This is a genomic window from Streptococcus ovis DSM 16829 (genome assembly GCF_000380125.1).
GTDB lineage: Bacteria > Bacillota > Bacilli > Lactobacillales > Streptococcaceae > Streptococcus > Streptococcus ovis.
In genome coordinates this window covers 1-22,164 of sequence record NZ_KB904566.1, presented here as the reverse complement: position 1 = coordinate 22,164, position 22,164 = coordinate 1, and the positions used below count along the sequence as shown (strand labels likewise).

The window sequence follows — 22,164 nt, the reverse complement described above, 5'->3', positions numbered from 1 at the left end:
AGGATGATGAAGTATTTTAAATTGTTGATAACAAAAGATGATTTATTCAATTTAGTTATAATTATAGTGTCTATAATTTTATCCTGGTTTGGTACATCAACTGCTTTTAATCAAAAACTTGATTTAAACTCTCAATACCCAATTTTTTTATTTACAACAATTGCAACTTTAACTTCTGCCATTCTTGATCCGTTGTTTGAGCTATTTAAGGTGGAAAGTAAAAAGAAAAAACTAGTTACCATAGCAATTGGTGTAATCACTGCTCTTATTGCTTGGATAATTAGCTTCCATGATAATTCTGTATTTCAACTTCTTCAATCAATTTCAAAAAGAGGAGGCTTTTCAGCTGTATCAATTTCGCTTTTATTATTAAATCTTGTATATATAAACTATCAGTTGCAAAATTTAAAAGAAAATGAATTTATACAAGAGAAGGAAAAGAGGTTACGCCTATTGAAAGAGAATAAGGAACTTAAGGAGAAAATTAAGGAAAGAAGTGGAGAGGTCAATGACAAATAAATTAAAATTGAAATTATCTGCTCAAAAAGATAATCATACGCTTTATACAAATTGGCAAATCGCAAAATTATCTAATGATTTTAGTGAATTTTATTATAAAACAATATTATTGAATGATCTCGCTGATTATCTTAGCAAAGGAACTCAATGGAATGAAGTCATTATTATTAATTCATCTATAAATATTAATAATTTATATACAAAATATAAAGATCCTATTTTAAATTTGAATAATTCTAATGATGTTTTGAAGTACTATCATCTAGGTTCTCCCGTACCTTTGATTTTCAACAAACAAATTTTGGTAGTACATGAATTTTTCGAAGCATATCGACGCTATTATTCTATTGTTAACAAGCATAAATTATTCATTGGAAGTAAAAAAGAAGATTTATCAAAGCTTTATGAAATATCAAAAAGAGAAAATATTATAAAATTCAATCTTATCGACTTTTTTGTAAATTCTGTTACAGATAATAACATTATTGATAGCGATAATAGAAAAAAATGTATCCAAGAAATAAAGAATGTGTTTAAAATTTTTAACCGAGAATTTCAGAAATCATTAGAAGAATCTGTAGAGTATAAATCTGGTCAGTTTAACTATATATTTAACAGATTCGAGCGTCCAATTATTGGGATAAAAATGGCAGATGACAAGATAAAGCTGCTAGGGAGTGACTTTTTTGTACAGTCTAAGTTTACCAATTCAAATAGCCGCTTTTTGGAAACAAATTTAATAAAACAAAATAGTCCACTAGAGATGATACTGACAATGTCTCCAGTTGTTCTTCCAAGCATCATACTTATATTAAGGGAGAAGAGGAACTGGATGATAAGACAAAATAAAAAAGGAGAATTAGACCAAGAAATATTACATATTGAAAAAGAAATTAGGGAACTAGAAGATAAAAGTCAACAAGAGGGTATTTCTACTAATATCTCTTCTCAGGCTCCAAATAGTTTGATAGATGCTGTTAGCAGAAAAGGCAAACAAGTCTTTGATGAGCTTGATGTTGAAGTAGTATAAGGAGCAAAAAAAATGATCGAACGTTATTCCCGCCCTGAGATGGCGAACATTTGGAGTGAAGAGAACAAGTACCGTGCTTGGTTGGAGGTGGAAATCCTAGCTAGCGAGGCATGGGCTGAGTTGGGTGAGATTCCCAAGAAAGATGTGGAGAAGATTCGCGGCAATGCCAGCTTTGACATCGGCCGTATTTTAGAGATTGAAGAGGAGACGCGTCACGATGTGGTGGCTTTCACCCGTGCGGTGTCTGAAACCCTCGGTGAGGAGCGCAAGTGGGTGCACTATGGCTTGACCTCTACTGACGTGGTGGATACGGCTTACGGCTACCTCTATAAGCAGGCTAACGACATTATCCGTCGTGACCTTGAAAACTTTACCAATATCGTGGCTGAAAAGGCCAAAGAGCACAAGATGACCATCATGATGGGTCGTACTCACGGTGTGCATGCGGAGCCAACGACCTTCGGTCTCAAATTGGCGACTTGGTACAGCGAAATGAAGCGCAACCAAGAGCGTTTTGAGCGCGCAGCAGCTGGTGTTGAGGCTGGAAAAATCTCTGGTGCCGTTGGAAACTTTGCCAACATTCCTCCATTCGTCGAGGAGTATGTTTGTGATAAGTTGGGCATCCGTCCGCAGGAGATTTCGACCCAGGTCTTGCCTCGTGACCTCCATGCCGAATATTTTGCGGTTCTCGCTAGCATCGCGACATCTATTGAACGCATGGCAACGGAGATCCGTGGTCTGCAAAAGTCTGAACAACGTGAAGTTGAAGAGTTCTTTGCAAAAGGCCAAAAAGGCAGCTCTGCTATGCCTCACAAACGTAACCCAATCGGTTCAGAAAACATGACAGGGCTTGCGCGTGTCATTCGTGGGCACATGGTGACAGCTTATGAGAATGTGGCGCTTTGGCATGAGCGTGATATTTCGCACTCATCAGCGGAGCGGATCATCACACCAGACACAACGATTCTCATCAACTACATGCTCAACCGCTTTGGCAACATCGTCAAGAACTTGACGGTCTTTCCTGAAAACATGATTCGCAACATGAACTCTACCTTTGGCTTGATTTACAGCCAACGTGTCATGTTGAAACTCATTGAAAAAGGGATGACGCGTGAGGAAGCTTACGACTTAGTACAGCCAAAAACAGCCTATTCATGGGATAACCAAGTGGACTTCAAACCGCTGCTTGAAGCAGACGAAAAAGTCACTGCCAAACTCACCCAAGACGAAATTGACGAACTCTTCAACCCGGTTTATTATACAAAACGAGTGGATGATATTTTCAAACGTTTGGGACTAGACTAATCACTAACGAAACTGATGGCAAAAGCTGTCAGTTTTTATGTTTTTTAAAAACTATATTAAGAATATTTAGTTTAGATAAAGATTTTATTAAATTTACATAAGGAATGACAAATACCTATTTAAAATGACAAAAATATTGGTAAAATATAGGTAATAGAATTTGATGTAGACTGGAGATAAAAACATTATGCCACAACGTTTTGGAACAAGAGTGCGGAAGTTACGCGAGGAGAAAGGTATAACACGTGAGGAATTCTGTGGAGATGAGTCAGAGCTATCTGTTAGGCAATTGGCTCGAATTGAAATGGGTAAAAGTTTACCTAGAATTAGTACGGTATTCTTTATCGCAGATGTCTTAGAGGTAAAAGTTGGGCAGCTAACAGATGGTGAAGAAATGGCTTTACCGAAACGTTATCAAGAGTTAAAATATTCTATTCTTCGAACTCCGGTTTATATGGATCCAAAACGAGTATCTGAACGTGAAGCACAGTTTGATGAAATTTCAGAATGTTTTTATGAAGAATTACCAGAAGATGAAAAATTGACTATTGATTGCCTACAAGCTGTTTTAGATACTTTTAGTACAAAAAGTATTGATTTTAGTAAGGGGCTTTTAGAAGAATATCTGGAACAAATAAAAATTAAGAAACAATATGGGATGAATGACTTGATTTTACTTCATTTGTATTTATCCGGTTTAAAATGGAATGAGATTGGAGGGGTAGAAAAAGAGTTTGTGTTGAGCTTACTCAATAAACTTTTTTTAAATTATAATCAATACACAGTTGAAGAATTATTTATGTTGAATGTTTTATTAGTTAACTTATGTTCAATTTATTTAATTGAAAAATCAAAAAAAGAGATAGAATTTGTTCTCGAAAAAACAAAAGAGATTATGAATAAAATTCAAGATTTTAATAAAATGCCTATCATCAGTCTTTTGGAATGGAAATATAGTTTGACTTGTCTGGATGATGCTGTACGTGCTAAAAAATGTTATAAAAAGGCAGATATGTTTGCAGGTATGATGGGAGATATTTATCTTCAAAAACAATTAAAAGAAGAATGGGAAAAAGATAGCCGAGAGATATGACATCTATGTCCTGTAAATGTTCATGAAAATTTCTTAAAATATTTCTGTATAAAACATAATTACAGGAGAAGCAACATGGAAAAATTTTTAAAACTTCGTTATCTTTTATTACTATCATTGCTATTTGTCACAAAATTTGTTAGCGAATCAGCAGCGCTTGGTTATGAGTGGTGGAAAATTTAAAAAGAGGCAGTGCCTCTTTTTTTCTACTATTCATTTCTGTGTTATAATATCACCATGAGTAGAATTTTAGATAACGAATTGTTGGGTGATGAAGAGTATGCTGAACGGACTCTGCGCCCGCAAAAATTAAATGAATATATTGGGCAGGACAAGGTGAAAGATCAGCTCAAGGTCTTTATTGAGGCCGCAAAGCTACGGGATGAAGCCTTGGATCACACCCTCCTTTTTGGCCCCCCGGGTTTAGGGAAAACGACTATGGCTTTTGTCATTGCCAATGAGCTCGGAGTCAATCTTAAGCAAACTTCTGGACCTGTCATCGAAAAAGCAGGCGATTTAGTAGCGATTCTGAACGATCTGGAGCCCGGTGATGTGCTCTTTATTGATGAAATCCACCGAATGCCGATGGCGGTGGAAGAAATTCTCTATAGTGCCATGGAGGATTTTTACATCGACATCATGATTGGGGCAGGGGAAGCCAGTCGTTCTGTGCACCTAGAATTACCTCCGTTCACTTTGATTGGAGCAACGACTCGCGCAGGAATGCTCTCGAATCCATTGCGTGCTCGCTTTGGTATTACTGGACACATGGAATACTATGAGTTGGACGATTTGACTGAGATTGTAGAGCGGACAGCAGACATCTTTGATATGGAAATCACGCATGAAGCAGCCATTGAGTTGGCGCGTCGCAGTCGCGGGACTCCTCGTATTGCCAATCGCTTGCTCAAACGGGTGCGGGACTTTGCGCAGATTATGGGAGATGGTCTGATTGATGATCAGATTACAGATAAGGCCCTATCTATGCTAGATGTGGATAGCGAAGGACTGGACTATGTCGATCAGAAAATTCTACGTACCATGATTGAGATGTACAATGGTGGACCTGTTGGTTTGGGAACATTATCCGTCAATATTGCAGAAGAACGAGATACGGTTGAAGATATGTACGAACCCTATCTGATTCAGAAAGGATTTATCATGCGGACGCGGACAGGTCGTGTTGCCACTGCAAAAGCCTACGAACACCTTGGCTATCCTTATCAGGAGAAATGAGAAAATACATGGAAGAAAATCTGACGTTTATCTGGGATTTGGATGGGACTTTGTTAGATTCCTATGATGCGATTTTGGCTGGCTTGGAAGAAACCTATGAACGATTCCAGTTGACCTTTGACAGAGAAAAGGTGAAAAATTATATCTTACGTTACTCTGTAAAGGACTTGTTGCGGGAAGTAACAGCGGAGGTGGGACTTGACTTTGACGAAGTATCAGCCTTTCGAGCAACTTCTTTGCGTGAGAAAAATGTGTCTGTTCAGTTGATGGCTGGTGCGCGTGAAGTATTGGACTGGACAGTGGCCCAAGGGATTCGTAACTTTATATACACGCATAAAGGGAATAATGCCTTTGCGCTTTTGAAAGAGTTGCAGGTAGACCAATACTTTACAGAAGTCATCACATCGGAATCAGGCTTTCAGCGAAAATCGAATCCGGAAGCCTTAGCGTATTTGCTTGAAAAGTACCAATTGGATAAGAGTAAGACGTATTACATTGGGGATCGTCAATTAGATGTAGATACCGCAAAACGGGCAGGAATTCCTAGTATCAATTTGATGATTGAAGCGGGTAATGGGAATCAAAAAATTGACACATTGCTAGATATTCTAAAAATAGTTTAACTTTAAGAAAAAATTAAGGAAGAATTTGTATACTAAACGTATCTTTTTCATATATCTCCAGAAAATCCTTGCATCATCATGCAGGGATTTTCTTGTCTGTGTTATACTAGGTATATGATGTGGACAGAAAAAGAAATTCGTTGCGCCTTATTTAAGGACAAGGATATACGCAAAATTTTACAGATTTTAGTGGAGTTGCAATTGAAAGACAGTTGGATTTGTGCAGGGACTGTGCGTAATTTTATTTGGAACCTATTGTCGAATCAAGAAGGCTTTGATAAAGAAACCTGTCAGATAGAGTTGGAGTTGAAAAAGAAATACCCTCAATACAAATGGGAAGTGAAAAATCAGGTCTACATGCACGTTCACAGCCCGAATACACTTCCCTATACTAGTTCACAGGATGCCATAACAAAATATCCTGAAACCTGTACAGCGGTCGGGATTCGTCTGTCTAATGATGGAGAACTGGAATTATTCTGCCCCTATGGCTTAGAAAGTATCACCTCATTTGCCGTACGCCCAACGCCCCATTTTCAGGTAGACGAAAAGCGAATGGTCACTTATCGCCAAAGACTGGCAAAAAAAGATTGGTTTCGGAAGTGGCCACGGTTACATGTCTATGAAACATAAAGTTTCTTCTATAATATAAGATATTAAACACAAGATTGCTAAAAAGGAATCTTGTGTTTTTGAAAAAAACACATCAAATCTCTTGCAATCATAAATGGTTTTTGATATACTAATCGGGTGCCGTAAAAAATACGGCTGTAGCTTTGATGCAAGAGGTTGCGACACGCTCGGTTGCATTGCCACGCAACTCGTGTTGGTTTTCTTGTGGAGCTAGCCTATTATCTTAAATAGACGAAAAGGAGAAAAAGATGGCAAACAAAAAAATTCGCATCCGCTTGAAAGCGTACGAACACCGTACACTTGATACAGCAGCTGCAAAAATCGTAGAAACTGCTACTCGTACAGGTGCAGAAGTTGCTGGTCCAGTACCGCTTCCAACTGAACGTAGCCTCTACACAATCATTCGTGCGACTCACAAGTACAAAGATTCTCGTGAGCAATTCGAAATGCGTACACACAAACGTCTTGTTGACATTATCAACCCAACTCAAAAAACTGTTGATGCGTTGATGAAACTTGACTTGCCAAGTGGTGTAAACGTAGAAATCAAATTGTAATTTGATTAGGAGCACAAAAAACGCTCGTTAAAAACTTTTTTGAGCACAAAAAACGCTCATTAAAAACTTTTTAAAACTAAAATTAAGAAAAGGAAATTTTCTCATGACAAAAGGAATCTTAGGGAAAAAAGTGGGAATGACTCAAATCTTCACTGAATCTGGTGAATTTATTCCTGTTACTGTCATCGAAGCGGCTCCAAACGTAGTGCTTCAAGTGAAAACAGTTGAGACAGACGGTTATGCGGCTGTTCAAGTTGGTTTTGATGACAAACGTGAAGTGTTGAGCAACAAACCTGCCAAAGGCCATGTAGCGAAAGCTAACACAGCTCCTAAGCGCTTCATTCGTGAATTCAAAAACATTGAAGGCTTGGAAGTTGGTGCAGAAATCACTGTTGACACATTCGTGGCTGGAGATGTTGTTGATGTAACTGGTACATCTAAAGGTAAAGGTTTCCAAGGTGTTATCAAACGCCATGGTCAATCACGTGGTCCAATGGCTCACGGTTCTCGTTACCACCGTCGTCCAGGTTCAATGGGACCTGTAGCGCCTAACCGTGTGTTTAAAAACAAACGCTTGGCAGGACGTATGGGTGGCAACCGTGTAACAATTCAAAATCTTGAAGTTGTACAAGTTGTTCCAGAAAAGAACGTTATCCTTATCAAAGGTAACGTACCAGGTGCTAAGAAATCTCTTATCACTATCAAATCAGCAGTTAAAGCTGGTAAATAATAAGGAAAGGGGAAATCAGTCGAAATGGCAAACGTAACATTATTTGACCAAACTGGTAAACAAACTGGTGAAGTTGTATTGAACGATGCAGTATTTGGTATCGAGCCAAATGAAGCAGTTGTCTTTGATGTCATCATCAGCCAACGTGCAAGTCTTCGTCAAGGTACTCACGCAGTGAAAAACCGTTCAGCAGTTTCAGGCGGTGGTCGCAAACCATGGCGCCAAAAAGGAACTGGACGTGCTCGTCAAGGTTCTATCCGCTCACCACAATGGCGTGGCGGTGGTGTAGTCTTCGGACCAACTCCACGTTCTTACGCTTACAAACTTCCACAAAAAGTTCGTCGTTTGGCACTTAAATCTGTTTATTCAGAAAAAGTTGCTGAAAGCAAATTTGTAGCTGTTGATTCACTTACATTTGCAGCTCCAAAAACTGCTGAATTTGCAAAAGTTCTTGCAGCATTGAGCGTTGATTCAAAAGTCCTTGTTATTCTTGAAGAAGGCAACGAATTCGCAGCTCTTTCAGCTCGTAACCTTCCAAATGTGAAAGTTGCTACAGCTACAACTGCAAGCGTACTTGACATCACAAGTGCAGATAAACTTCTTGTAACTCAAGCAGCTATCTCTAAGATCGAGGAGGTTCTTGCATAATGAATTTGTATGATGTTATCAAAAAACCTGTCATCACAGAAAGCTCAATGAGCCAACTTGAAGCAGGCAAATACGTATTTGAAGTGGACACTCGTGCACACAAACTCCTCATCAAACAAGCAGTAGAAGCAGCGTTTGAAGGTGTGAAAGTTGCAAATGTCAACACAATCAATGTGAAACCTAAAACAAAACGTGTTGGACGTTATGTAGGTCGCACAAACAAAGTTAAAAAAGCTATCATCACTCTTACAGCTGATTCAAAAGCAATCGAGTTGTTCGCAGCTGAAGCTGAATAATCAAAGGAGGAATTAACGTGGGTATTAAAGTTTATAAACCAACGACAAATGGCCGTCGTAACATGACTTCTTTGGATTTCGCTGAAATCACAACAAGCACACCTGAGAAATCATTGCTTGTTTCTTTGAAGAAAACAGCAGGTCGTAACAACAACGGTCGCATCACAGTTCGTCATCATGGTGGTGGCCACAAACGTCATTACCGCTTGATTGACTTCAAACGTAACAAAGACGGTGTTGAAGCAGTTGTTAAAACAATTGAATACGATCCAAACCGTACAGCAAATATTGCTCTTGTACACTACACTGACGGTGTGAAAGCATACATCTTGGCTCCTAAAGGTCTTGAAGTAGGTCAACGTATCGTTTCAGGCCCAGAAGCTGATATCAAAGTTGGTAACGCACTTCCATTGGCAAATATTCCTGTTGGTACAGTTGTACACAACATCGAATTGAAACCAGGTCGTGGTGGCGAATTGGTTCGTGCTGCTGGTGCTTCTGCACAAGTGCTTGGTCAAGAAGGTAAATACGTTCTTGTTCGTCTTCAATCAGGCGAAGTTCGTATGATTCTTGGTACTTGTCGTGCAACTGTTGGTACAGTGGGTAACGAACAACACGGACTTGTTAACCTTGGTAAAGCAGGACGTAGCCGTTGGAAAGGTATCCGCCCAACAGTTCGTGGTTCTGTAATGAACCCTAATGATCACCCACACGGTGGTGGTGAAGGTAAAGCACCAGTTGGACGTAAAGCGCCATCTACTCCTTGGGGTAAACCTGCGCTTGGTCTTAAAACGCGTAACAAGAAAGCGAAATCTGACAAACTTATCGTTCGTCGTCGCAATGAAAAATAATGCAGCTAATTAGCTGTTAAACATCCGCCAGCTCGGTAGCCCGCTTAGCGGGCAGGCCGCTGTGGTACATATTTTAAAGGAGAAAACTACAAAATGGGACGTAGTCTTAAAAAAGGACCTTTCGTCGATGAGCATTTGATGAAAAAAGTTGAAGCTCAAGCAAACGACGAAAAGAAAAAAGTAATCAAAACTTGGTCACGTCGTTCAACGATTTTCCCAAGTTTCATCGGTTATACAATTGCAGTTTACGATGGTCGTAAACATGTGCCTGTATATATTCAAGAAGACATGGTAGGTCACAAACTTGGTGAATTCGCACCAACTCGTACTTACAAAGGTCATGCTGCAGACGACAAGAAAACTCGTCGTAAATAATTTAGGAGGAAAACACAATGGCAGAAATTACTTCAGCTAAAGCAACTGCTCGCACAGTACGTGTTTCACCTCGTAAATCACGTCTTGTCTTGGACAATATTCGTGGTAAAAGTGTAGCAGACGCAATCGCAATCTTGAAATTTACTCCAAACAAAGCAGCTGGAATCATCGAAAAAGTGTTGAATTCAGCAGTTGCTAACGCAGAAAACAACTTTGGTTTGGAAAAAGCTAACTTGGTAGTCAGCGAAGCATTCGCAAACGAAGGACCAACTCTTAAACGTTTCCGTCCACGTGCGAAAGGTTCAGCTTCACCAATTAACAAACGCACAGCTCATATTACAGTAGTTGTGGAAGAAAAATAAGGAGGTAAAAACGTGGGACAAAAAGTACATCCAATTGGTATGCGTGTCGGCATCATCCGTGATTGGGATGCTAAATGGTATGCTGAAAAAGAATACGCGGATTACCTTCATGAAGATCTTGCAATCCGCAACTTTATCAAGAAAGAATTGGCTGACGCATCAGTTTCAACTATCGAGATCGAACGTGCAGTTAATAAAGTAATCGTGAGTGTTCACACAGCTAAACCTGGTATGGTTATCGGTAAAGCAGGTAGCAATGTAGACGCACTTCGTGCACAACTCAACAAATTGACTGGAAAACAAGTTCACATCAACATCATTGAAATCAAGTCTCCAGATCTTGATGCTCATCTTGTTGGTGAATCAATTGCTCGTCAATTGGAACAACGTGTTGCTTTCCGTCGTGCTCAAAAACAAGCCATCCAACGTGCAATGCGCGCTGGTGCAAAAGGTATCAAAACACAGGTTTCTGGCCGTTTGAATGGTGCAGATATCGCCCGTGCTGAAGGTTACTCAGAAGGAACTGTTCCTCTTCATACCCTTCGTGCTGATATCGATTACGCTTGGGAAGAAGCTCTTACAACTTACGGTAAACTTGGTGTTAAAGTTTGGATTTACCGTGGCGAAGTTCTTCCTGCTCGTAAAAACACTAAAGGAGGTAAATAACAAATGTTAGTACCTAAACGTGTGAAACACCGCCGTGAATTCCGTGGAAAAATGCGCGGTGAAGCAAAAGGTGGTAAAGAAGTATCATTTGGTGAATATGGTCTTCAAGCTACTACAAGCTCATGGATTACAAACCGCCAAATCGAAGCTGCTCGTATCGCGATGACGCGTTATATGAAACGTGGTGGTAAAGTTTGGATCAAAATCTTCCCTCACAAATCATATACAGCAAAAGCTATCGGGGTTCGTATGGGTTCTGGTAAAGGGGCACCTGAAGGTTGGGTTGCACCAGTTAAACGTGGCAAAGTGATGTTTGAAGTTGCAGGCGTTTCTGAAGAAATCGCTCGTGAAGCATTCCGTCTTGCTGGCCACAAATTACCAGTTAAAGTTAAATTCGTAAAACGTGAAGCAGAATAAGGAGAAGACATGAAACTTCAAGAAATTAAAGATTTTGTTAAAGAACTTCGTGGCCTTTCTCAAGAAGAACTTGCTAAGAAAGAAAACGAGTTGAAGAAAGAACTCTTCGACCTTCGTTTCCAAGCCGCTGCTGGTCAACTTGAGCAAACTGCTCGTTTGAACGAAGTGAAAAAACAAATTGCACGTATCAAAACTGTGCAATCTGAAATGAAATAATAGATTGGGAAAGGAGAATTTCAATGGAACGCAATAATCGTAAAGTTCTTGTTGGGCGCGTAGTGTCTGACAAAATGGACAAAACCATCACAGTTGTAGTTGAAACAAAACGTAACCACCCAGTCTATGGTAAACGTATTAACTACTCTAAAAAATACAAAGCTCATGATGAAAACAATGTTGCCAAAGAAGGCGATATCGTACGTATCATGGAAACTCGCCCACTTTCAGCTACAAAACGTTTCCGTCTTGTAGAAGTTGTGGAAGAAGCGGTTATCATTTAATCAAACTGAAAGGAGAAAACGAAGATGATTCAAACAGAAACTCGTTTAAAAGTTGCTGACAACAGTGGCGCACGTGAAATCTTGACAATTAAAGTTCTTGGTGGATCAGGCCGCAAATTCGCCAACATCGGTGATGTAATCGTTGCTTCAGTAAAACAAGCTACTCCTGGTGGTGCGGTTAAAAAAGGTGACGTTGTAAAAGCAGTTATCGTTCGTACTAAATCAGGCGCTCGTCGTGCAGATGGTTCATACATCAAATTCGACGAAAATGCAGCAGTTATTATCCGTGAAGACAAAAACCCTCGCGGAACTCGTATCTTTGGCCCAGTGGCACGCGAATTGCGTGACGGCGGTTTCATGAAAATCGTTTCATTGGCACCAGAAGTACTTTAATCTGCTAAGTTTATTCTTGTAACGAAGAAATATATATAAAACAAACTAAGTCCCCTAGGTTTTTATCCTAGGGTGCCCGTTAGGGCGTAAGAAATAATAGGAGAATCAAATGTTTGTAAAAAAAGGCGACAAAGTTCGCGTAATCGCTGGTAAAGACAAAGGCGTTGAAGCAGTTGTTGTATCAGCACTTCCAAAAGTAAACAAAGTTGTTGTTGAAGGTGTCAACATCATCAAGAAACATCAAAAACCAAACAACGAAAACCCTCAAGGTGCTATCGTAGAAAAAGAAGCACCAATCCATGTGTCAAACGTTCAAGTTCTTGACAAAAATGGCGTTGCAGGTCGTGTTGGTTACAAATTTGTAGACGGCAAAAAAGTGCGTTACAACAAAAAATCAGGCGAAGTGCTTGATTAATCACGAAGGAAAGGAGAAGTATAATGGCAAATCGTTTAAAAGAAAAATATCTTAATGAAGTAGTTCCTGCTTTGACTGAACAATTTAACTATTCTTCAGTAATGGCTGTACCAAAAGTTGATAAGATCGTTTTGAACATGGGTGTTGGTGACGCTGTTTCTAACGCTAAAAACCTTGAAAAAGCTGCTCAAGAATTGGCGCTTATTTCAGGTCAAAAACCACTTATCACAAAAGCTAAGAAATCAATCGCCGGCTTCCGTCTTCGTGAAGGGGTTGCTATCGGTGCGAAAGTAACACTGCGTGGCGAACGTATGTACGAATTCTTGGATAAATTGGTTACAGTTTCACTTCCTCGTGTACGTGATTTCCACGGTGTTCCAACAAAATCATTTGATGGACGTGGTAACTACACGCTTGGTGTGAAAGAGCAATTGATCTTCCCAGAAATCAACTTTGATGATGTTGATAAAACTCGTGGTTTGGATATCGTTATTGTTACAACTGCTAACACTGACGAAGAGTCACGTGCATTGCTTACTGGCCTTGGAATGCCGTTTGCGAAATAAAAGGGAGAGAATAAATGGCTAAAAAATCTATGATCGCTAAGAACAAACGCCCAGCTAAGTTCTCAACTCAAGCTTACACACGCTGTGAAAAATGTGGACGTCCACACTCAGTTTACCGCAAATTCAAACTTTGCCGTGTATGCTTCCGCGACTTGGCTTACCTTGGACAGATTCCTGGCGTAACAAAAGCATCTTGGTAAAATTATGATGTGAGAGCGTTAAGCTACCAAAGCAAAAATAGGAAATCTAACGACGAACGCTTGCGTTCTAGGAGGATTTATCTTTTTTGCACAGGTAGTAGCTCGAACTCAAATAACATGATACGAGTGCGTTAAAAGTTCACAGTGAAAATCTATCTTTTTCACACTGATTTTAGTCCGTGCTCAAATAACAGATGTGAAGAAACTCATATCAGCCTTCGGGCATCATTAACTGGTAAGTGAATCAATCATACTGCCAGTAAGAGGAGAAATAAAAAATGGTTATGACTGACCCAATTGCAGACTTTTTGACACGTATCCGTAATGCGAACCAAGCAAAACATGAAGTGCTTGAAGTGCCTGCATCAAACATCAAAAAAGGGATTGCTACAATCCTTAAAAACGAAGGTTTTGTAAAAAACGTTGAATTCATCGAAGATGACAAACAAGGCATCATCCGTGTATTCTTGAAATACGGACCAAACGGTGAAAAAGTTATTACAAACTTGAAACGTATCTCAAAACCAGGTCTTCGTGTTTACTCAAAACGTGAAGATATTCCTAAAGTTCTTAACGGACTTGGAATTGCCATCATTTCTACATCAGAAGGTCTTTTGACAGATAAAGAAGCTCGTCAAAAGAACGTTGGTGGAGAAGTATTGGCTTACGTTTGGTAATCTCGCAAGAGGTACCAACAAACTTGCTCATTTGAACACGGGCTAAAACCTGTGTGAAAAAGATAAACTTTTCTAGAAACCTGAGTTTCTGCATCAAGTTTCGTATTTTCACTTTGGTTTTGACGCCCTTTGTATCATGAGCACCCCGTGAAAACTAGCCGCTTGTCGGCTTGACAATCTAACAGGAGAAAATAGAATATGTCACGTATTGGTAATAAAGTAATCACATTGCCTGCTGGAGTTGAGATTTCTCAAAACAACGGCGTGGTTACTGTAAAAGGACCTAAAGGGGAATTAACTCGTGAATTCCCAACAGCTATTGAAATCAAAGTAGAAGGTACAGAAGTAACACTTCACCGTCCAAATGATTCAAAAGAAATGAAGACTATCCACGGTACAAGCCGTGCCAACCTCAACAACATGGTTGTTGGTGTTTCTGAAGGCTTCAAAAAAGAACTTGAAATGCGTGGTGTCGGTTACCGTGCTCAATTAGCAGGGAACAAATTGACACTTGCGGTTGGTAAATCACATCCGGATGAAGTGGTTGCACCAGAAGGGATTACATTTGAAGTTCCAGCACCAACACAAATTATCGTGTCTGGTATCAATAAAGAAGTTGTTGGTCAAACAGCAGCTTACATCCGTAGCCTTCGCGCTCCTGAGCCATATAAAGGTAAGGGTATTCGCTATGTTAGTGAATTTGTTCGCCGCAAAGAAGGTAAAACAGGTAAATAATATTTTTTTGAGAAAGGTATTCGCCTTTCTCGGGGATCTATTTTCAGAAACGAGTCTCGTGTGAGACGAAATCAAAATAAAGAGGTGAAAATTGTGATTTCAAAACCAGATAAAAACAAAATCCGCCAAAAACGCCATCGTCGTGTTCGCGGTAAAATCTCTGGAACTGCTGCTCGCCCACGTTTGAACATTTTCCGTTCTAATACAGGCATCTACGCTCAAGTGATTGATGACGTAGCGGGTGTAACGCTCGCAAGCGCTTCTACTCTTGATAAAGAAGTTTCAAAAGGAACTAAGACAGAACAAGCCGTTGTTGTAGGTAAGCTCGTTGCAGAACGTGCGGTTGCTAAAGGTATTTCTGAAGTGGTCTTTGACCGCGGTGGATATCTCTATCACGGACGTGTGAAAGCTTTGGCTGACGCAGCTCGTGAAAACGGATTGAAATTCTAATAGGGAGGACACTAAGAAATGGCATTTAAAGATAACGCAGTTGAATTTGAAGAACGCGTAGTAGCCATCAACCGTGTTACAAAAGTTGTTAAAGGTGGACGTCGTCTTCGTTTTGCAGCTCTTGTGGTTGTTGGTGACCGTAACGGACGTGTAGGTTTCGGTACTGGTAAAGCTCAAGAAGTACCAGAAGCTATCCGTAAAGCAGTTGAAGCTGCTAAGAAAAACTTGATCGAAGTACCAATGGTTGGTACAACAATCCCTCACGAAGTTCGTTCAGAATTTGGTGGAGCAAAAGTATTGTTGAAACCTGCTGTAGAGGGTGCTGGGGTTGCTGCTGGTGGTGCAACACGTGCCGTTATTGAATTGGCTGGTATTGCTGATGTGACATCAAAATCACTCGGTTCAAACACACCAATCAACATCGTTCGTGCAACTGTTGAAGGTTTGAAACAATTGAAACGTGCTGAGGAAGTTGCTGCACTTCGTGGCATCTCAGTTTCAGATTTGGCATAAGAAAGGGGAACTCATGGCTCAAATTAAAATTACTTTGACGAAGTCTCCAATCGGCCGTATTCCATCACAACGTAAAACAGTTGTGGCGCTTGGTCTTGGCAAATTGAACAGCTCAGTCGTTAAAGAAGATAATGCAGCTATCCGTGGTATGGTCAACGCCGTATCTCACTTGGTAACTGTAGAAGAAGTTAATTAAGACAAGAAATTAAAAACGTTAGTTTTTTGGTCCAGTTTTTAAATCCAGCACCATTAATGCTTATCAAGATGGGTAGTTGGTAATTGTTCATAGAAATGTTTTTAAGTCGTGTGAAGAATCGCACGACTTAAAGTTCATTCGTATAGGCGAGTTTTTCAATTGAGGCCTTACCCAATTGAGAGGCGCTAGCATTTTACACATAAGGAGAAAATTAATAATGAAACTTCATGAATTACAACCTGCTACAGGTTCACGTAAAGTTCGCAACCGTGTAGGTCGTGGTACATCATCAGGTAACGGTAAAACATCTGGCCGTGGTCAAAAAGGTCAAAAAGCACGTAGTGGTGGCGGCGTACGTCTTGGTTTTGAAGGTGGACAAACTCCATTGTTCCGTCGTATTCCAAAACGTGGTTTCACTAACATTAATGCAAAAGAATATGCAATCGTTAACCTTGATCAATTGAACGTCTTTGAAGATGGTGCTGAAGTAACACCAGTTGCTCTTGTTGAAGCTGGTATTGTTAAAGCTGAAAAATCAGGAATCAAAATTCTTGGTAACGGTGAATTAACAAAGAAATTAACAGTAAAAGCTGCTAAATTCTCAAAATCAGCTGAAGAAGCAATCACTTCAAAAGGTGGTTCTGTGGAAGTCATCTAAGGGGTGACCGCCTATGTTTTTTAAGCTATTAAAAGATGCGCTGAAAGTTAAAAATGTACGAAATAAAATTTTATTTACCATTTTTATTCTTTTGGTTTTCCGAGTAGGGACGCATATTACAGTGCCAGGTATCAACGCAAAAAGCCTAGACGCCTTGTCGAGTCTTCCATTTTTGAACATGTTGAGTCTCGTATCGGGGAATGCTCTGAAAAATTTCTCAGTATTTGCCCTCGGGGTTAGCCCATATATTACTGCTTCGATTATTGTTCAGTTATTGCAAATGGATATTTTACCGAAGTTTGTTGAATGGGGGAAACAAGGTGAGGTTGGTCGTCGTAAACTGAATCAAGCAACACGCTATATCTCGCTTGCACTGGCTTTTGTTCAGTCGATTGGGATTACTGCAGGCTTCAATGCTTTGTCAGGAGCGCAGTTGACAACCATGGAACTCAATTGGCAAACGTACCTTTTGATTGGTAGTATCTTGACGACTGGTTCTATGATTGTTACTTGGTTAGGCGAACAGATCACTGATAAAGGTTACGGAAACGGAACCTCTATGATTATCTTTGCAGGGATTATTTCGTCTTTACCAACAACTATCTCAGAAATTTACGAAGACCGTTTTGTCAATATTGACTCGAGTCGTATCGGAGAGTCTATCCTCTTCGTAGCGATCTTAGTCGTTGCTGTTTTGGCGATTGTTTACTTTACAACGTATGTGCAACAGGCTGAGTATAAAATTCCGATTCAATATACAAAACGAGCACAGGGCGCACCGTCTAGCTCATACCTACCATTGAAATTAAATCCAGCTGGAGTTATTCCTGTTATTTTTGCGGGATCTATTACGGCGATTCCAACATCGATTGTACAGTATTTTGCAAGTCAAAATCAAAGTTACTCATGGCTATCAGCTGTTCAAGAGTTCTTTGATTATACTACTGTAAAAGGAATGATTGTATATGCAGTGTTAATTATTCTGTTTACTTTCTTCTATACATTTGTACAAGTGAATCCTGAAAAAACAGCAGAAAATCTACAAAAGAGTGGTGCTTACATTCATGGAGTTCGTCCAGGGAATGGAACAGAAAAGTATTTCTCTACTTTATTGATCCGATTAGCAACTGTCGGGGCACTCTTCTTAGGTTTTGTAGCATTGTTACCGATTTTGGCGCAAAACATCTTAGGACTTTCTTCCAATATTGCCTTTTTAGGTACAAGTTTAATTATCGTTATTATGACAAGTATTGAAGGTATCAAACAATTGGAAGGCTATCTTTTGAAGCGAAAATACGTTGGTTTCATGGATATAACAGAATAGAATACAGGTTGACATTGTCAACCTTCTATTTTGTTTTTAGATAAGTTTGTCAGCCGGGCGAATTTATGTGAAAACAAAACACAAACAGTGCCCAACTAATCATTAGTTGGGTTACACTTACGTACTACTTTTAAGGAGTTATCATGAATCTTTTGATTATGGGCTTGCCTGGTGCTGGGAAAGGCACACAAGCTGCGAAAATTGTTGAAAAATTTGGAGTTGCACACATTTCTACTGGAGATATGTTCCGTGCTGCTATGGCAAACCAAACTGAAATGGGTATGCTTGCAAAATCATACATTGACAAGGGAGATTTGGTCCCTGATGAAGTCACAAACGGAATTGTAAAAGAACGCCTAGCGCAAGAGGATATTAAAGAAAAAGGATTTTTGCTAGATGGCTATCCACGTACAATCGAACAGGCTCACGCTTTGGATGCTACGTTAGCAGACCTCGGGACTCAATTGGAAGGGGTTATCAATATTGAAATTGACCCATCTAAACTCTTGGAACGCTTGAGTGGACGTATCATCCACAAAAAAACAGGTGAAACGTTCCATAAAGTCTTCAACCCACCAGCAGCTGGTTATGATGAAAATGATTACTATCAACGTGAAGATGACAAACCTGAATCAGTGAAACGTCGTCTTGAAGTGAATATTGCTCAGGGAGAACCAATTATTGCTCATTATCGTGAAAAAGGATTGGTACATGATATCGAGGGTGACCAAGATATTGACGTCGTCTTTTCAGAAATTGATAAAGTTTTATCAAAACTATCATAATTAAAGGGATTTGGCTTGCTTTTTTTGAAACAAAATGATAAAATGGCTTAGTCTGACTTATAATTGTTACCTCTGTGCTCAGAGGACATCAAATCGAAATTTAGAGGGGGAAACTTTTGCATGGCAAAAGAAGATGTGATTGAAATTGAAGGTAAGGTAGTTGATACCATGCCAAACGCTATGTTTACTGTTGAGTTGGAAAATGGACACCAAGTCTTGGCAACTGTCTCAGGTAAAATCCGCAAAAATTACATTCGTATTTTGGTGGGAGACCGAGTGACTGTCGAACTTAGTCCATATGATTTAACACGTGGACGTATCACATACCGCTTTAAATAGTCGAAATACTTGGAGGGATTAAAATGAAAGTAAGACCATCGGTCAAACCAATTTGCGAATACTGTAAAGTCATTCGTCGTAATGGTCGTGTTATGGTAATTTGCCCAGCAAACCCAAAACACAAGCAACGTCAAGGTTAAGAATAGAAAGGAGAAAACATGGCTCGTATTGCTGGAGTTGATATTCCAAATGATAAACGTGTAGTAATTTCATTGACTTACGTGTACGGAATCGGTCTTGCAACATCTAAGAAAATTCTTGCAGCAGCAGGCGTTTCAGAAGATGTTCGTGTAAAAGATTTAACATCTGATCAAGAAGATGCTATCCGTCGTGAAGTAGATGCGATTAAAGTAGAAGGTGACCTTCGTCGTGAAGTGAACTTGAACATTAAACGTTTGATGGAAATCGGTTCATATCGTGGTATTCGTCACCGTCGTGGCTTGCCAGTTCGTGGACAAAACACTAAAAACAATGCTCGCACTCGTAAAGGTAAAGCTGTTGCGATTGCAGGTAAGAAAAAATAAAATAGGAGGTAGAAAAATTGGCTAAACCAACACGTAAACGTCGCGTGAAAAAGAATATCGAATCTGGTATTGCACACATCCACGCAACATTTAACAACACTATTGTTATGATTACTGATGTGCATGGTAACGCTCTTGCTTGGTCATCAGCTGGTGCTCTTGGTTTTAAAGGTTCTCGTAAATCTACACCATTCGCAGCCCAAATGGCTTCAGAAGCTGCAGCTAAATCAGCACAAGAACACGGTCTTAAAACAGTTGAAGTTACAGTAAAAGGTCCAGGTTCAGGTCGTGAGTCTGCTATTCGCGCTCTTGCAGCTGCTGGTCTTGAAGTGACTGCAATTCGTGATGTGACTCCTGTACCACACAATGGTGCTCGTCCTCCAAAACGTCGCCGTGTATAATCATACAAACGATACACAGCTTTTCGTTTAAGAGGGAGTAAGAAATGATTGAGTTTGAAAAACCAACTATAACAAAAATTGATGAAAATAAAGATTACGGCAGATTTGTTGTTGAACCATTAGAACGTGGTTACGGAACAACTCTCGGGAACTCACTTCGTCGTGTACTTCTTGCATCACTACCAGGTGCTGCAGTGACATCAATTAAAATTGATGGTGTACTCCACGAATTCGACACAGTTCCAGGTGTCCGCGAAGATGTGATGCAAATTATTTTGAACATCAAAGGCATTGCTGTAAAATCTTATGTCGAAGACGAAAAGACAATTGAACTTGATGTAGTAGGACCAGCAGAAGTAACTGCAGGTGATATTTTAACGGACAGTGATATTGAAATTGTAAACCCTGACCACTATCTTTTTACCATTAGCGAAGGTGCTACATTTAAAGCTACTTTGACTGTAAACACAGGACGTGGGTATGTACCAGCTGAAGGGAATAAAAAAGATGAAGCTCCAGTGGGAACGCTGGCTGTAGATTCTATCTACACTCCAGTAGTAAAAGTCAATTACCAAGTTGAACCAGCTCGTGTTGGTAGCAATGATGGTTTTGACAAATTAACACTTGAAATTATGACAAACGGGACTATTATCCCTGAAGATGCACTCGGACTTTCAGCGCGTATTTTGATGGAACATTTAGGTTTGTTTACAGATCTCACAGATGTTGCTAAAGCTGCGGAAGTGATGAAAGAAACAGAGACTGCATCGGATGATAGAATGTTGGATCGTACAATCGAAGAATTAGATTTATCTGTTCGCTCATACAACTGTTTGAAACGTGCAGGCATCAACACCGTCTTTGATTTGACCGAAAAAACAGAACCTGAAATGATGAAAGTACGCAATCTTGGACGCAAGAGTTTGGAAGAAGTCAAAGTTAAATTGGCAGATCTTGGTCTAGGATTAAAAAAAGATAAATAATAGAGGAGGAACTAATGGCATACCGTAAACTAGGACGCACTAGCTCACAACGTAAAGCAATGTTGCGCGATTTGACAACTGACCTTTTGATCAACGAATCAATCGTAACAACTGAAGCACGTGCAAAAGAAATCCGTAAAACAGTTGAAAAAATGATTACACTTGGTAAACGTGGCGATTTGCATGCTCGTCGTCAAGCAGCGGCTTATGTTCGCAACGAAATTGCATCTGAAAGCTATGATGAAGCAACTGATAAATACACATCAACTACTGCGCTTCAAAAATTGTTCTCAGAAATTGCACCTCGTTATGCAGAACGTAACGGAGGATACACTCGTATTCTTAAAACTGAACCACGTCGTGGTGATGCTGCACCGATGGCAATTATTGAACTTGTATAAAATCATCAATTTTGTTGAGTGTTATGATGATGGAGTCTATTTAGATTCTTAGTCTAGCTCTGGTCTACCGCCGATTTATTCGGCGGTAACACTCATCATATTGAAAAAAACGTAACGCTTGTTTATGAAATGATTTCTGATATGGAATCATTTCATAAGCAGGCGTTTTTTGTCTCAAATGCACCTTAAAAACATTGAAATTTATCTGATTGAATAGAGTCTGTCAATATTTTCCAAAAAGTAAATATGTGATCGTTGGAAAATATGTAAACAGAAAATCTCAGATTAAGACTGAAAAGACTGCTTTATACTGTGTTGTCAGCGCAGGTTGATGATAAAAATTTGAGAAAATTACTCACGTATTAACATTCTCAGTATCTCCCAAGCTGATAGTTTCAGTTATACTAGGATCACCTTCCTAATCAGAAAAGTATTTTATTTGTACCAAGAAATCTTTATTCTACTGTGTTTTTATACTTTAGGACAAAAATGTCCTGTACGAACCCTTATGTAGGAAGTAGACTAGAGAGGAAGGAGTGGAAAGATGGAATTTAAGACAATCTATTCAAAGGTAAGCGGGATAGTGGAGAAAGCCCGGAAGGAATACTACGTGAAGTCATGGGAGCACGAGGATTGGGAACAAGAAGGGATGCTGGTATTGTATGAATTACTATCAAGCGATGCAAGCATCACGGAAGACATGAGTCGCTTATATGTGTACTATAAGGTTAAGTTCCGGAATCACGTAAAAGACAAGATA

The 22,164-nt window shown here is 39.6% G+C and carries 36 protein-coding genes and 1 pseudogene; all 37 read left to right on the top strand.

From position 1 onward, the window contains the following. Nucleotides 1-3: 3 nt before the first annotated feature. Nucleotides 4-519, top strand: a complete 516-nt coding sequence (locus tag A3I9_RS0103810; protein WP_018377748.1) for a hypothetical protein — start codon at nucleotides 4-6, stop codon at nucleotides 517-519. Next, nucleotides 509-1,549 carry a hypothetical protein gene (locus A3I9_RS0103805; protein ID WP_018377747.1) on the top strand — a complete coding sequence of 347 codons (1,041 nt, stop codon included), beginning with the start codon at nucleotides 509-511 and terminating at the stop codon, nucleotides 1,547-1,549. The genes A3I9_RS0103810 and A3I9_RS0103805 overlap by 11 nt, the downstream gene beginning before the upstream one ends. Before the next feature lie 12 nt (nucleotides 1,550-1,561). Continuing rightward, a complete protein-coding gene (gene purB, locus A3I9_RS0103800; RefSeq protein ID WP_018377746.1) occupies nucleotides 1,562-2,857 on the top strand; it encodes an adenylosuccinate lyase in 1,296 nt (431 codons plus the stop codon). A 187-nt stretch (nucleotides 2,858-3,044) separates the two neighbouring features. Next, the gene (locus A3I9_RS0103795; RefSeq protein WP_018377745.1) at nucleotides 3,045-3,950 is read left to right on the top strand and encodes a helix-turn-helix domain-containing protein; all 906 of its coding nucleotides are present in this window, start codon (nucleotides 3,045-3,047) and stop codon (nucleotides 3,948-3,950) included. A 237-nt stretch (nucleotides 3,951-4,187) separates the two neighbouring features. Further along, nucleotides 4,188-5,186, top strand: a complete 999-nt coding sequence (ruvB, locus tag A3I9_RS0103785) for a Holliday junction branch migration DNA helicase RuvB (protein ID WP_026217315.1) — start codon at nucleotides 4,188-4,190, stop codon at nucleotides 5,184-5,186. After that, nucleotides 5,183-5,809 (top strand): HAD-IA family hydrolase, encoded by a 627-nt coding sequence (locus A3I9_RS0103780; protein ID WP_018377742.1) that lies wholly within the window; start codon nucleotides 5,183-5,185, stop codon nucleotides 5,807-5,809. The genes ruvB and A3I9_RS0103780 overlap by 4 nt, the downstream gene beginning before the upstream one ends. Nucleotides 5,810-5,926: 117 nt before the next feature. Beyond that, nucleotides 5,927-6,442, top strand: coding sequence for a nucleotidyltransferase family protein (locus A3I9_RS0103775; protein ID WP_018377741.1), 516 nt, complete (start codon nucleotides 5,927-5,929; stop codon nucleotides 6,440-6,442). Nucleotides 6,443-6,690: 248 nt separating this feature from the next. Next, nucleotides 6,691-6,999 carry a 30S ribosomal protein S10 gene (rpsJ, locus tag A3I9_RS0103770; protein WP_018166196.1) on the top strand — a complete coding sequence of 103 codons (309 nt, stop codon included), beginning with the start codon at nucleotides 6,691-6,693 and terminating at the stop codon, nucleotides 6,997-6,999. Between the two features lie 103 nt (nucleotides 7,000-7,102). Then, nucleotides 7,103-7,729, top strand: coding sequence for a 50S ribosomal protein L3 (gene rplC / locus A3I9_RS0103765; RefSeq protein ID WP_018377740.1), 627 nt, complete (start codon nucleotides 7,103-7,105; stop codon nucleotides 7,727-7,729). Nucleotides 7,730-7,753: 24 nt separating this feature from the next. Beyond that, on the top strand, nucleotides 7,754-8,377 hold the full coding sequence (gene rplD, locus A3I9_RS0103760; protein ID WP_018377739.1) for a 50S ribosomal protein L4: 624 nt from the start codon (nucleotides 7,754-7,756) through the stop codon (nucleotides 8,375-8,377). After that, entirely contained in the window at nucleotides 8,377-8,673 is a 297-nt protein-coding gene (locus A3I9_RS0103755) for a 50S ribosomal protein L23 (RefSeq protein WP_018377738.1), read from the top strand. The genes rplD and A3I9_RS0103755 overlap by 1 nt, the downstream gene beginning before the upstream one ends. Nucleotides 8,674-8,690: 17 nt before the next feature. After that, on the top strand, nucleotides 8,691-9,524 hold the full coding sequence (rplB, locus tag A3I9_RS0103750) for a 50S ribosomal protein L2 (protein ID WP_018377737.1): 834 nt from the start codon (nucleotides 8,691-8,693) through the stop codon (nucleotides 9,522-9,524). 93 nt (nucleotides 9,525-9,617) lie between these two features. After that, nucleotides 9,618-9,899 (top strand): 30S ribosomal protein S19, encoded by a 282-nt coding sequence (rpsS, locus tag A3I9_RS0103745; RefSeq protein ID WP_000533766.1) that lies wholly within the window; start codon nucleotides 9,618-9,620, stop codon nucleotides 9,897-9,899. Nucleotides 9,900-9,916: 17 nt separating this feature from the next. Then, a complete protein-coding gene (rplV, locus tag A3I9_RS0103740; protein ID WP_018377736.1) occupies nucleotides 9,917-10,261 on the top strand; it encodes a 50S ribosomal protein L22 in 345 nt (114 codons plus the stop codon). A 12-nt stretch (nucleotides 10,262-10,273) separates the two neighbouring features. Further along, nucleotides 10,274-10,927, top strand: a complete 654-nt coding sequence (gene rpsC, locus A3I9_RS0103735; RefSeq protein WP_018377735.1) for a 30S ribosomal protein S3 — start codon at nucleotides 10,274-10,276, stop codon at nucleotides 10,925-10,927. A gap of 3 nt (nucleotides 10,928-10,930) precedes the next feature. After that, nucleotides 10,931-11,344, top strand: a complete 414-nt coding sequence (gene rplP / locus A3I9_RS0103730; RefSeq protein ID WP_018166204.1) for a 50S ribosomal protein L16 — start codon at nucleotides 10,931-10,933, stop codon at nucleotides 11,342-11,344. Between the two features lie 9 nt (nucleotides 11,345-11,353). Then, a complete protein-coding gene (gene rpmC / locus A3I9_RS0103725) occupies nucleotides 11,354-11,560 on the top strand; it encodes a 50S ribosomal protein L29 (RefSeq protein ID WP_018377734.1) in 207 nt (68 codons plus the stop codon). A 23-nt stretch (nucleotides 11,561-11,583) separates the two neighbouring features. Beyond that, nucleotides 11,584-11,844: a 30S ribosomal protein S17 gene (gene rpsQ / locus A3I9_RS0103720; protein WP_000440801.1), complete on the top strand. Its 261-nt coding sequence runs from the start codon at nucleotides 11,584-11,586 to the stop codon at nucleotides 11,842-11,844. Between the two features lie 24 nt (nucleotides 11,845-11,868). Continuing rightward, nucleotides 11,869-12,237 carry a 50S ribosomal protein L14 gene (rplN, locus tag A3I9_RS0103715; protein WP_018377733.1) on the top strand — a complete coding sequence of 123 codons (369 nt, stop codon included), beginning with the start codon at nucleotides 11,869-11,871 and terminating at the stop codon, nucleotides 12,235-12,237. Between the two features lie 109 nt (nucleotides 12,238-12,346). Next, nucleotides 12,347-12,652 carry a 50S ribosomal protein L24 gene (gene rplX, locus A3I9_RS0103710; RefSeq protein ID WP_018377732.1) on the top strand — a complete coding sequence of 102 codons (306 nt, stop codon included), beginning with the start codon at nucleotides 12,347-12,349 and terminating at the stop codon, nucleotides 12,650-12,652. A gap of 23 nt (nucleotides 12,653-12,675) precedes the next feature. Further along, nucleotides 12,676-13,218 (top strand): 50S ribosomal protein L5, encoded by a 543-nt coding sequence (rplE, locus tag A3I9_RS0103705; protein ID WP_018377731.1) that lies wholly within the window; start codon nucleotides 12,676-12,678, stop codon nucleotides 13,216-13,218. Between the two features lie 14 nt (nucleotides 13,219-13,232). Beyond that, entirely contained in the window at nucleotides 13,233-13,418 is a 186-nt protein-coding gene (locus A3I9_RS0103700) for a type Z 30S ribosomal protein S14 (protein ID WP_002936651.1), read from the top strand. Between the two features lie 278 nt (nucleotides 13,419-13,696). Beyond that, nucleotides 13,697-14,095, top strand: coding sequence for a 30S ribosomal protein S8 (gene rpsH, locus A3I9_RS0103695; protein WP_018377730.1), 399 nt, complete (start codon nucleotides 13,697-13,699; stop codon nucleotides 14,093-14,095). A gap of 198 nt (nucleotides 14,096-14,293) precedes the next feature. After that, entirely contained in the window at nucleotides 14,294-14,830 is a 537-nt protein-coding gene (rplF, locus tag A3I9_RS0103690; RefSeq protein WP_018377729.1) for a 50S ribosomal protein L6, read from the top strand. 93 nt (nucleotides 14,831-14,923) lie between these two features. Then, on the top strand, nucleotides 14,924-15,280 hold the full coding sequence (gene rplR / locus A3I9_RS0103685) for a 50S ribosomal protein L18 (RefSeq protein WP_026217314.1): 357 nt from the start codon (nucleotides 14,924-14,926) through the stop codon (nucleotides 15,278-15,280). An 18-nt stretch (nucleotides 15,281-15,298) separates the two neighbouring features. Continuing rightward, nucleotides 15,299-15,793 carry a 30S ribosomal protein S5 gene (gene rpsE / locus A3I9_RS0103680; RefSeq protein ID WP_018377727.1) on the top strand — a complete coding sequence of 165 codons (495 nt, stop codon included), beginning with the start codon at nucleotides 15,299-15,301 and terminating at the stop codon, nucleotides 15,791-15,793. 13 nt (nucleotides 15,794-15,806) lie between these two features. Further along, nucleotides 15,807-15,989, top strand: coding sequence for a 50S ribosomal protein L30 (gene rpmD, locus A3I9_RS0103675; protein WP_018377726.1), 183 nt, complete (start codon nucleotides 15,807-15,809; stop codon nucleotides 15,987-15,989). A 217-nt stretch (nucleotides 15,990-16,206) separates the two neighbouring features. Then, entirely contained in the window at nucleotides 16,207-16,647 is a 441-nt protein-coding gene (gene rplO, locus A3I9_RS0103670) for a 50S ribosomal protein L15 (protein WP_018377725.1), read from the top strand. Nucleotides 16,648-16,660: 13 nt separating this feature from the next. Continuing rightward, entirely contained in the window at nucleotides 16,661-17,971 is a 1,311-nt protein-coding gene (gene secY / locus A3I9_RS0103665) for a preprotein translocase subunit SecY (RefSeq protein ID WP_018377724.1), read from the top strand. A gap of 143 nt (nucleotides 17,972-18,114) precedes the next feature. Continuing rightward, entirely contained in the window at nucleotides 18,115-18,756 is a 642-nt protein-coding gene (locus A3I9_RS0103660; RefSeq protein ID WP_018377723.1) for an adenylate kinase, read from the top strand. Between the two features lie 120 nt (nucleotides 18,757-18,876). After that, the gene (gene infA / locus A3I9_RS0103655; protein WP_002936627.1) at nucleotides 18,877-19,095 is read left to right on the top strand and encodes a translation initiation factor IF-1; all 219 of its coding nucleotides are present in this window, start codon (nucleotides 18,877-18,879) and stop codon (nucleotides 19,093-19,095) included. 23 nt (nucleotides 19,096-19,118) lie between these two features. After that, nucleotides 19,119-19,235, top strand: coding sequence for a 50S ribosomal protein L36 (gene rpmJ, locus A3I9_RS13150; protein WP_001808836.1), 117 nt, complete (start codon nucleotides 19,119-19,121; stop codon nucleotides 19,233-19,235). Between the two features lie 18 nt (nucleotides 19,236-19,253). Further along, nucleotides 19,254-19,619 carry a 30S ribosomal protein S13 gene (gene rpsM / locus A3I9_RS0103650; protein WP_018377722.1) on the top strand — a complete coding sequence of 122 codons (366 nt, stop codon included), beginning with the start codon at nucleotides 19,254-19,256 and terminating at the stop codon, nucleotides 19,617-19,619. A gap of 17 nt (nucleotides 19,620-19,636) precedes the next feature. Next, nucleotides 19,637-20,020 carry a 30S ribosomal protein S11 gene (gene rpsK / locus A3I9_RS0103645; RefSeq protein ID WP_018166218.1) on the top strand — a complete coding sequence of 128 codons (384 nt, stop codon included), beginning with the start codon at nucleotides 19,637-19,639 and terminating at the stop codon, nucleotides 20,018-20,020. 44 nt (nucleotides 20,021-20,064) lie between these two features. Next, the gene (locus A3I9_RS0103640; protein ID WP_018377721.1) at nucleotides 20,065-21,003 is read left to right on the top strand and encodes a DNA-directed RNA polymerase subunit alpha; all 939 of its coding nucleotides are present in this window, start codon (nucleotides 20,065-20,067) and stop codon (nucleotides 21,001-21,003) included. 14 nt (nucleotides 21,004-21,017) lie between these two features. Beyond that, on the top strand, nucleotides 21,018-21,404 hold the full coding sequence (gene rplQ / locus A3I9_RS0103635) for a 50S ribosomal protein L17 (RefSeq protein ID WP_012677215.1): 387 nt from the start codon (nucleotides 21,018-21,020) through the stop codon (nucleotides 21,402-21,404). A 544-nt stretch (nucleotides 21,405-21,948) separates the two neighbouring features. After that, nucleotides 21,949-22,164 (top strand): annotated as a pseudogene (locus A3I9_RS0103630) (sigma-70 family RNA polymerase sigma factor); the annotation flags it as partial.